Annotated in this window: 6 protein-coding genes and 1 tRNA gene; 1 reads left to right on the top strand and 6 read right to left on the bottom strand. The window is 64.5% G+C overall.

What is annotated here, in order from left to right; all coding sequences use genetic code 11:
* Positions 1–576: 576 nt before the first annotated feature.
* From ACLQ62_RS11475 to ACLQ62_RS11465, 3 genes are all read right to left on the bottom strand, one after another.
* Positions 577–1,479 (bottom strand): hypothetical protein, encoded by a 903-nt coding sequence (locus ACLQ62_RS11475; RefSeq protein WP_411721765.1) that lies wholly within the window; start codon positions 1,477–1,479, stop codon positions 577–579.
* 63 nt (positions 1,480–1,542) lie between these two features.
* A complete protein-coding gene (locus ACLQ62_RS11470; RefSeq protein WP_411721764.1) occupies positions 1,543–2,568 on the bottom strand; it encodes a DUF808 domain-containing protein in 1,026 nt (341 codons plus the stop codon).
* 183 nt (positions 2,569–2,751) lie between these two features.
* Positions 2,752–2,841: transfer RNA gene (locus ACLQ62_RS11465), tRNA-Ser, on the bottom strand.
* A 104-nt stretch (positions 2,842–2,945) separates the two neighbouring features.
* On the opposite strand from ACLQ62_RS11465, the gene radA reads away from it, so the two are divergent.
* Entirely contained in the window at positions 2,946–4,304 is a 1,359-nt protein-coding gene (radA, locus tag ACLQ62_RS11460) for a DNA repair protein RadA (RefSeq protein WP_411721763.1), read from the top strand.
* Positions 4,305–4,314: 10 nt separating this feature from the next.
* Here the strand turns inward: radA and ACLQ62_RS11455 are convergent, their stop codons facing one another.
* The 3 genes from ACLQ62_RS11455 to ACLQ62_RS11445 all read right to left on the bottom strand — a co-directional run bounded on the left by ACLQ62_RS11455 (position 4,315) and on the right by ACLQ62_RS11445 (position 10,164).
* A complete protein-coding gene (locus ACLQ62_RS11455) occupies positions 4,315–4,707 on the bottom strand; it encodes an SseB family protein (RefSeq protein WP_411721762.1) in 393 nt (130 codons plus the stop codon).
* Between the two features lie 116 nt (positions 4,708–4,823).
* Positions 4,824–5,444, bottom strand: coding sequence for a hypothetical protein (locus ACLQ62_RS11450; RefSeq protein ID WP_411721761.1), 621 nt, complete (start codon positions 5,442–5,444; stop codon positions 4,824–4,826).
* A 103-nt stretch (positions 5,445–5,547) separates the two neighbouring features.
* Entirely contained in the window at positions 5,548–10,164 is a 4,617-nt protein-coding gene (locus ACLQ62_RS11445) for an ExeM/NucH family extracellular endonuclease (protein ID WP_411721760.1), read from the bottom strand.
* Between the last annotated feature and the right edge of the window lie 129 nt (positions 10,165–10,293).

The following is a 10,293-nucleotide window of genomic DNA, read 5'->3' as shown; positions in this document are numbered from 1 at the left end:
GAAGCGACCGGCACATTATTTGCAGCAACGAACCGGAATAGGTTCAGAAGCCGCGAGTTTGAAACTGACAGAACAAATCATTACTGACTTGCTTTGTTGTTTAAATGTTTTCCAAAGGAATCCGTACCCAACCAAAAAGGTCGGATTGCCGGGTATTTGGCATTTGACATTGTGCACGCTGTTGAGTTCTCAAGGATCGGATGCTCCTGCTTTTCACCCTTCCGGGCTGCTCCGCAGGGCAACTTCTCTAACTTACCACTCTCGAAGTTCTTGTCAAATCGGCCGTTTTGGGCTCCGACGAAGAGTCGGCGCACCAAATCGATCGACTGAATTTCTTCAGCTTCTTCGAGTGGAGGTTGTTAATCCTAAGGCAGTGAACGCCGACACTCAAGAGTGCCTGTTCTTTTACCTGGATTTGGTCCCGCATGAGGCCGGCGAGCTAGTCGCTCTGCCGCACCTTTGGGGTGACAAGTAAGAACTTTACGTTCGATCTGAACACCTGGCAAATTCGGGATGCGCCCCGGGCGTGTCGCCCCGGTATTCCGCGAGATTCCGCGGATCCTGACGCCGTTGGCTCTATTCGACGGTTCCGTCGTCGTCCACGTCGCCGCGCAGCATCCCTACCCAGGCGCCCAGGTAGAGGGCGCCGGCGTCGTCATGGATCAGGGTGCTGTGGTGCCGAACCGGGTACGGCGTCTCGGGTACTCCGTCGGCTGGGCGAACGTCGACGTGGACGACATCGTGCCCCTGCTCGTGCAACCAGTCGGCCATGGCGTAGTCGGTGCGTGAATCGCCGAGCGTGCGCCAGGAGAGTGGCAGAGCCGCTCCGTCGGCCTCGAGGAGCGCGAGGAACTTGCTCGCGCCGAGGTCCTTGCCGAGTTTCACCGACTCGATGTCGGTCGAGATGATCGTGGGGTCGATCCGGAACGGGACAGCACCGGATGCGTCGGTGACGATGGTGTCTCCCCACTCGTAACCCAGGCCGTGCGCCGTCAACTGTGCGGCCGCGTCGAAATCGAAGGCGTCCCGTCGAGCGGAGAACTGCTCAGCGGAGACATCCAGCCGCTGCTCGACGGACACCATGGCGCGCTTGGTCTCGTCGAAGAACACGACATCGTCGTACGACGTCCTGACGAGTTCGCGGATGGCATCCCCGTACGCAGCAGGGACGGCCAGCGACGCATCGACGTCGATCTCGCCGAAACCGGCCGGGGTGATGCGAACGACGACGGACCCCTTCTCGCAGATGGCCCACACCCGCGCGTCGGCGTCGAGCCCGGCGGCGAGAAGCTGTGGCAGGACTTCAGCTCGGATGAAGGCATCGGATCGGCCAGTGTTGAACGCGATCGGGATCCCGCCGTTGGCGAGTTCGACCAGGTCGCGGGCAATGCTGGGGATCGCGATGCTCCGGCTGATCGGGCTGGCGATCGGGCCATCGACGTCGAGCAGGAGTCCGAGAACAGGAGAGGCATCAGTCACCGCGCCAGTCTAGGCGGGATGTCTGGTACCGATCCGCCTGTGTCTGGCGCCGGTGGGTACGAGCTAAGGGGCAGAGTCGACGTTACGTTTCGTCGGCCGATAGCCGGCGATCGCGGCGCGACCGTCGCCTTCCTCGTGCTCGCCCTTTCCCTTGCCGAACGGCAGCACCTTGAACAGCGGGTGCAGGATGGCCATGACGACGAGGCCCCAGGCGAGTCCGAGGACGGCCGAGCACAGGGTGTTCACGAGCCACGCCAGCAAGCCGCCCACCACTGGGATGCCGGCGACAGGTGTCTCGAGCACATGCACCAGGTCATACGGCAAGTGCCAACCGAGGTCGTAGGCTCCCTGCAGCATGATGTGCCCACCCACCCACAGCATGGCGATCGTCCCGATGAAGGTGATCGCGGCCAGCACGGCGGGCATCCCCTTGACGAGCAGTTCGCCGAAGCGCTGGGAGCCGGCAGAGTCCTTGGTGGTCAGGTGCAGGCCGATGTCGTCCATCTTGACGATGAGCGCGACGGCACCGTACACGAGGATCGTGATCGCGAGTGCTACGACGACCAGAATGATCGCTCGCGACCACAGGGACTCACCGGCCACCTCGTTCATCGAGATCACCATGATCTCGCAGGACAGGATGAAGTCGGTGGTGATGGCGCCCTTGGTCACCTTCGCCTCCGCCTCGGGGCCCCGTTCAACCGCCGGCACCTTCTCCTCCGCGGAGTGGCCGCCGCGGAGCTTGTGCCAGACCTTCTCGGCACCCTCGTAGCAGAGGTAGGTGCCACCAAGCATGAGGATGAACGGAATGACCGCCGGGATGAAGGCACTGATGAGCAGCAGCGCCGGCAGGATGATCAACAGTTTGTTGCGAAGCGAACCCCAGAAGATCCGCTTGATCATCGGCAGTTCGCGAGACGGGTCCGCCCCTGACACGTACTGCGGGGTGACGGCGGCGTCATCGATGACCACGCCGGCAGCCTTGACCCCCGCTTTGGCAGCTCCGGCAGCGACGTCGTCGACCGAGGCGGCCGCTATGCGCGCGAGGGCTGCGACATCGTCCAGCAGGGCGACAAGACCGCCGCTCACAGATCATTTCCGTACGGCTCGAGGGCGGACGGTTGAGTGCGGATGCCTCGCGGAATTGGCATACACAAAGTATAGGGCGGGGGCAGCCCGGCGAGTGGCATCCGTCAACGGGGACGGAGCCACTGTGCGAATGACGAAGGCCCCGACTTCCCTGTGTTTCTCAGGGAGTCGGGGCCTTCTCTGTGGCGGTGGCGGTGGGATTTGAACCCACGGTGCGCTTTCACACACACAACTTTTCGAGAGTTGCACCTTCGGCCGCTCGGACACGCCACCGCCGTCGAGTGTAGTTGATCCACACGGTGTGTGCGAAATCGCCGGTTCACCCCCGTTGCCCGGTGTCTCCCGAGCTTGTCGGAGCCCGCAGATAAGCTCGGTCCATGGCTAAACCGACCTCGACCTTCAAATGCACCGAGTGCGGCTGGCAGACCCTGAAATGGGCAGGCCGATGCGGCGAATGCCAGCAGTGGGGCACCGTGGTCGACGTCTCCGTCGAGACGGGGATCGTCCAAAGAGTTACGGCCGCGTCGGTCTCCGCCGACCGCTCCGCCCGGCCGATCACTGAGATCACCGAAGCGGATGTCGCGCACTGGCCAACCGGCATCGACGAATTCGACCGCGTGCTCGGCGGTGGCATCGTTCCCGGTGCAGCGATTCTGTTATCCGGAGAACCCGGAGTCGGCAAATCGACGTTGCTCCTCGAGGTTGCGGCAAAGGCTGCGAAGGCGAAATCCCGCGTGCTCTACGTCAGCGCCGAGGAGTCCGTCAATCAGGTCAAGCTCCGAGCTCGCCGTACCGGGGCACTCAGCGACAACCTCTTCCTCGCCGCTGAAACGGATTTGGGAGTCGTGCTCGGGCAGATCGACGCCGTCAAACCGCAGCTTTTGATCGTTGACTCCGTCCAGACGGTGTCCAGCCCGCTTTCTGACGGGATCGCCGGGCAGCCGAGCCAGGTTCGCGAGGTGGCGCAAACACTGATCCGCGTAGCGAAGGAGCGTGGCCTGCCCGTGTTGCTGGTTGGTCACGTCACGAAGGACGGCAGCATCGCCGGCCCCCGGCTGCTCGAGCACCTCGTCGACGTTGTGTGCCAGTTCGAAGGCGATCGGCACACCTCGCTCCGCTTCGTCCGGGCCCTGAAGAACCGGTTCGGGCCGACCGATGAGGTCGGATGCTTCGAAATGACCGGAGACGGCATCGCCGAGGTCCCTGACCCCAGCTCCCTGTTTCTCAGCCGCGGTGCGGCGGTCTCCGGCACCTGTGTCACGGTGTCGATGGAAGGTAAACGGGCGATCCCGGTCGAAATCCAGGCGCTCGTCCTCGACACCCCGATGCCGAATCCCCGACGTGTGACCAACGGGGTCGATTCCTCCCGGGTGGCGATGCTGCTCGCCGTGTTGTCACAACGTGCGGGGATCAAGCTGCACGACAAGGATGTCTACGTGTCCACCGTCGGCGGGGTGAAGCTGACCGAACCCGGCGCGGACCTTGCCATCGCCATCGCGATCGCCTCGGCGGCGTCCGACTACCCGGTCCCCCATGACTTCGCCGCATTCGGAGAAATCTCACTCGCCGGCGAGGTCCGCCCGGTAGCTGCTGCCAAGCAGCGTATGGGCGAGGCGCGGCGTCTGGGGTACCGCACCATCGTCGATGCGACGGTCGGCAGCATCCGCGAGGCGTTGACTTCAGCCAGAAGTGCCGCAGGGTCGGCTTTCGACAAAGAGCTCGATCGGGCCTTCTGACCCACGGGGTTCAGAGCGCAAGCACTCGCAGCAGTTCATCAGGGGTTGCCTGCATCGGATGCGGGCCGGCGATGTCGAAGAAAACGGTTTCAATTTCGCTTCCGTGCGTGCGCAGGAACGTGTGCAGCCAGACACCGTCCTGCAGCCCGACGGTCGGCGGAAGCGCGGCAGGTTTGTTCGCCGCATCGGAGAAGAGCAGAAGAGCGAGTCGACCCGATTCCGGTTGCCGATACGTCCAGACCTCGCCCGCATCCGTCGGTTTGTCGCGCTGACCTGCTGTGAGAAGCGGCACGATCACTCGGTCGTTGCGGAGCGCGAAAGCCACAGCGGCCATGTCCTGCTGCTCGAGGGCCTCCGCGAGCACCTGGGAGCGGAACGACGGCTGCTTCTTCTTTTTGGACATGCTGTCCATCTTTGCAGCGATCGTGCTCGGAAGCGGAGCTTTCGAACACGATCGGGTTGAGCGGCGCGGCACGCTTGCCGCGACAGTCGAAACCGAGCCGCGGGCGAGGCCAGCGCTCAGCCCAGGAGGATGAACTGCTTCGACTCTTCGCTCTCGAATCCGTCGACCGACGTGCTGAGGTGGTAGGACGCACCCGCTGCAGGAGCGGCCGGGCGTTCCCCCTCGCACGTCGATGGCGTGGAGCGAGTGCGGTCCCACTGGACCGGTGCGGTGGAGGCGACGACCTGTCCTGCCTCCAGGGTCACGACGGCATCCGCCGGCTCGACCTGGCAGTCCGTCGACGTCCAATAGATGTCGTCACCGCTCGTGACGGTGAAGACCTGGGCGGCGGTTCCCACATTGACACCGCACGCCGCGTCGCTCGTGTTAGCGATCCGGAGCGAGAGTTGCGGGAGCTCCCCCGCGGCATAAGTGTCCTTGTCGGTGAGCGCTTCGACGACGACATCGCCCTCGTCGCACTCAGTCGCTGCGCCGGGAGTCGGCGTGGGGGTCGATGCGGCCGATGAAGAAACCTTGGTGCTGGGCGGCTCCTGCGGTGCGGCGCCCGACGTCGATCCAGGCTTCCAGATCACGAGTCCAATGATCGCGACAACGGCGATGAATCCGGCGAGAACCCAGAGCCGCCGGCGTACGTAGACGCTCTTTGGTTCGCGCGCGCTGCGTTCGTTGGTCGACATGGATTCAGGATAGCCAGCGGGTGGATGCCCGCAGACGAAGACGCGCGGAGGGTAGCGATTGCGTCCCTCCGCGCGTCAGGCGGATCGAGTATTGCCTGTGTCGCTAGCGACGGGGCCCGTCCGGTCCACCCTTCACCGGCTTGATCCGGATCTCGGTCCACGAGATGACAGTGCCGTCTTCATCGAGCACCACCAACCGGTGCTTGCCCTTCGGCGCGTCCTCTGGAACGGTCACGGTGACCTGCCCGTTTGCGTCGACCTGCTGGAGGCCGTCGCTCAGCAGAATCGGCTCGGAGTGCAGCCAGACTGACACGGAGGTACCCGCCCACTCGGGCGCGAGCTGGATCGTGATGGTCTCGCCTCGGACGAGCTCACCTGAAACGTCGATCAGGTCCTTGACGGCCTGCTCGATCTCCTGATCGGTCGCCGGTTCGGGCGGCGCCGCCGCCGCGACGGTCAGAGGCACGGTGACGGTCGTGCCCGACTCCTGCGCGATGATGGTCAGCGTCTTGTCGCCGGCACCCGCCGGAACCGTGAACGACACCGTCGCTGCTCCTGCTGTCACCGGCGTGGTGGCAACGACTACTCCGTCGATGGCGGCGGTGACGAGTGTGTTCACCGGGCTACCGAGGGAGGTCAGGTCGAGCTTCGCGAGGTTCAACGTGACCGTGCTGCCTTCGACCACTGGCCCGGTCGGGATTCCGGTGACCTGGACTGCACGACGATCGAAGCTCGGCGAGACCGGGCTGTTGGCAGTGATGTAGTCAATCCACGCGTCACGGTCGACGAGACCGGAGTCTCGCGTATCCGTGCCTTCGGTGAAGATCCGGAAGTTGTCGCCGCCTTGAAGCAGGAAGCTGAACGAACCGATCCGGTAGGTCCCGGCCGCGGCGATCGGTAGGCCGTTCACCGTGATGCTGGTGATGCGGTCGCCCTGTGCACGTGCAGGGTCGAAGGTGTAGCTCACGTTGTCTGACAGTCCGAGCTGCAGGTACGGACGCGACGGAATGGATCCGTCGGCGTTGGTCTGCCACTGCTGTTCCAGCATGATCTTGAACTGTGCCCCGGTGAGGGACGTCGTCCACAGATTGTTGAGGAAGGGAAGGACCGCATTGGCCTCGGCGTACGTGATGTCGCCGGCGTCAATGTCGGCACGCAGCCCACCCGGGTTGACGATGCCGATCTCGGCGCCTCCCCGGTCGGCGGATGCGAGCGAGTCGACGAGCGCGTTCGCGACGAAGTTGCCGAGGGTGGACTCGGCCGAGCGGTCATCCCTTCTTCCGTTGGCGAATGCGGTGGTGATGGGCGCGGTGGCCGATCCGATGACTCGTTGCCCGATGATGTTTGACTCCGCGATGGCTGCCTGCACGATCCGGTTGACTTCAGCAACGGCGGGGTGCGCCGCGATGAGGTCAGCATCCGCTGTGGTGAGCCGATCGACGTTGCGGGCTTCGTACTCGAGAACGTCGCCGTTGGCGTCGTTCACCGTCAGTACGACCTGGCCGATGTTCGCGCCATAGCTTCCCGTCTGCACGATCGGCCTGGTCTCGCCTGGCATACCGGGGATCGGGGCATCCCACACGTACTCCATGTGAGTGTGACCGGTGAAGATCGCGTCGACCTCCGCCGTGGTCTTCGACACGATGTCGGCGAAGGCGCCTCCGGCCAGGATTGCCTGCTCAAGCGTCGAGCCGTTGGCCAGCCCGGAACCTTCGTGGTACTCGGCCACGATCACGTCTGCTTCACCGTTGCCCTCGTTCCCGTCGGTCAGCTGTGCCGCGACTCGGTTCACGGCTTCGACCGGGTCGCCGAAGTCAAGATTCGCAACGCCGGCTGGTGAGACGAGCGTGCGGGTCTCCTCAGTCACGGCGCCGATGACGGCGACGTCCACTCCATCGACCTGGAAGACGGCGTACTCGTCGAGCGCGGGAGTCGTCGTGCCCTTCTGGTAGACATTCGCGCCCAGATAGTCGAAGCGGGCGTTCTGCCCGCCGTTGATGACGCGGTTGACGAGATCGTCGTAGCCCTGGTCGAACTCGTGGTTGCCGACGGCCGACGCGGCGAGGCTCAGCGCGTTGAGAACGTCGATCGTGGGCTGGTCCTGAAGCGACGATGACGCAAACAACGAGGCGCCGATGTTGTCACCCGCGGAGAGGAACAACGACTGGTCCGGGCCGAACTGGGCCTTCAGCGACTCAACCGTTCCGGCGAACTTCACGGTATTGGCGTCGATCCGCCCGTGGAAGTCATTGATGTTCAGCAGGTTCACGACCGACGTGGTCGCGGTGGCGTCGATCCCGATGATCATCGGGTCGTGGTCGCTCGAGCGGTAGGCGTCTGCGGCGTAGAAGTTCGTCGCGTTGTAGTTGTGACGCGAGTACTCCAGGGCGATCGACTCGACCGAGTTGATGTTCCAGGTGTCGGCGCCGGTGACGGAGGCATTCGCCTCTTCCGAAGCGAACACGTAATCGAGCGAGCCGACGGCCTTGCCGAACTGGTAGGTGTACTCACCGGTCTTGGCGCCCTGGCTGATGTAGCCTGCGTCCTCGAGCACGGCGATCGGCGCTTCCTTGGCGTACGAGTTGAAGTCGCCGGTGAGGAACACTCGCTCGGTATCGAACTCGGTGGTGAGCGCGTCCGCGAAAGCAACGAGAGCTGTGGCCTGGCGGGTACGGTCACCTGTGTAGGCACCTTCGCCGGTGTCGACGTTGTCGCCGGTCGCACCACCGTTGCTCTTCGACTTGAAGTGGTTGGCGATCACGAGGAACGTTTCGGAAGCTGCTGCGCCGGCCGGCTTGAATGCCTGCGCGTTGGGTTCGCGGGCGTTCGTGAAGGCCGGTGAATCGAGAAGAATGCGGCTTTCACCGACCGTGTCGACCGTCTCGGCTTTGAAGATGAACGCGGTGCGGATCACGTCTTCATTCGCGGGCACGGCTGCAGGCGACGGTACGAACGACCAGACGTCGCTCCCCGCGTCGGCGTTGAGCGCATCGACGAGGACGCCGAGCGCGAAGTCGCGGTCCTTGCCGACAGCCGCGGAGTTCTCGATCTCCTCGAGCGAAACGATGTCAGCGTCGAGTGCGTTGATCGCTGTGACGATCTTGGCCTGCTGGCGGGCGAGGTTCTCGGCATTCGCCGCTCCGCGCACGCGGCAACCGGGAGCATCCGAGTTGTTGACCGTGATCGGGTTGCCCGCGCGGTCGGTGTAGAACGTGCAGCCGGTGCGATCGGCGCCCGTGGTGGCGAAGTAGTTGAGCACGTTGAACGTGGCGAGCGAGATGTCGCCGCCGACGTTCTCGGGCGCCGCGGTACGGGTGTTCGCGAACGTCGCAGGCTGGACGGTGGGCGCGTTCTCAGCGGTCAGGTGTGTGGTCGGCTGGAACTTCCAGTTGCTGTTGCGGTAGTCCAGGATCACAGGTTTCGTGAAGGCGACCGGCGCTCCGACGCGCACGGGGGCGGTGGTCGACAGGTACGGGAGCGGGATGTTCTTGTTCGCTCCTCCGTTGGCCGAGCTGAGGAAGTTGATCGTGGAGCCGTCGTCGAGGGTGACGAGTTCGGCGTCGAACCGGGCCGTGGCTGCCGCGTGTTCGGCGGATCCGGGCGTGCCGAGAACTGTCGGGTTCACGAGCGGAGTGGTCGATGCGGCCAGGCCGATCTCGCCGTACTGGTTCGTGCTGTAGACATCGGTGACCGTGTAGTCGCCAGCCGGGGCGATCAACATGCCCTCGAGACGTTCGCGTTCAGCGGCAGAATCCGGGTAGGCGATGGCGGCTGCAACCGGCGCGACGACATTTGAGCCGTCGAGCTTCTTGAGCGCGGCGGCCTCGGCAACGGTGATCTGAGTGAGTCCGAAGTACTCCGAGACCGCTCCGGTCACCTGGACGTACTGTCCGACAGCGACGGATGCCACGCTGCTGGGTGAGTAGACGAAGAGTGCATGGGATGCGCTCTGGCTGGAAGCAGTACCACCGGTGCCTGGAGTCTGGAGGTAGTAGCCGGCGAAGCCACCGGTTGGGTATGCGGCGGTGACGACACCGGTGGTGGTGACGGTCGCGCCGGCCATCGGGCTGGCGTCGCCGGTCCCCTGGATTTCGGCGATGGAAACCGTGGCCGGAGCGACCGGCGGGTCGACGGGGTCAACGGGGTCGACCGGGTCGACCGGGTCAACCGGCGCCGTACCGGCTGAGTTCTGGGGGGTGATCGTGGCGGAGAGGCTGAAGTCCGCCGTGTTCCGGTCGGAGTCGGCGAAAGCCGTACGGTTCAGGCTCTTGACGTCGGTGTTGCCCGCCGGCGCTGCCGCTGCTGCCGTCTCGAACGTGTTCGAGGTGCCGTAGCCGAGCGCGTCGAGAATCAGTGGGTTGCCCACCGTCGTTCCCGCCGGAAGCTGTGCACCGGTGAGAGCCGTCGGAACGTTGGCAAGAAGGATGGTGCCGCCGCTGCCGGACGTGTTGAACCCGGTCAGGGAGGCATCCGGGGTCGGAAGCGCCGCCCCGTTGGCGCCGTTCGAGCCGCCGGAGACGAGGTAGTACCCCTTCGCCGGGATGCTGCCTGTCAGGTCTACGACGCTGGTCGGCGCCGCGGTGCCCGCTGCGGCTCGATACTGCAGCGACCAGTTGTTGATGTCGACAGCCGCATCGGTCGGGTTGTACAACTCGACGAACTTGTTCGTGTACGCCGCCCCGGCACTTCCGCCGGAAAGATACGCCTCGTTAATCACCACCCCTGTTCCGTCGGGGCTGGCCGAAGCCGGAAGCACCGCGAGGGGTGCGGCCGCCAGACCAACAAGAGATGCGAAGGCAGTGGTACGCCAGAGGCGCTTGGACAGCAACATTGGTCTCCCGAAAGTCAA

This window comes from Mycetocola sp., from assembly GCF_046716805.1.
Taxonomy (GTDB): Bacteria; Actinomycetota; Actinomycetes; order Actinomycetales; family Microbacteriaceae; genus Mycetocola_A.
The sequence above is the reverse complement of the archived record's forward strand: the minus strand, read 5'-3'. Positions and strand labels throughout refer to the sequence as shown.

Bases quoted from the DNA above. Each gene is read 5' to 3' on its own strand.
- radA (WP_411721763.1), top strand. From the start codon at position 2,946: ATGGCTAAACCGACCTCGACCTTCAAATGCACCGAGTGCGGCTGGCAG.
- ACLQ62_RS11455 (WP_411721762.1), bottom strand. From the start codon at position 4,707: ATGTCCAAAAAGAAGAAGCAGCCGTCGTTCCGCTCCCAGGTGCTCGCG.
- ACLQ62_RS11450 (WP_411721761.1), bottom strand. From the start codon at position 5,444: ATGTCGACCAACGAACGCAGCGCGCGCGAACCAAAGAGCGTCTACGTA.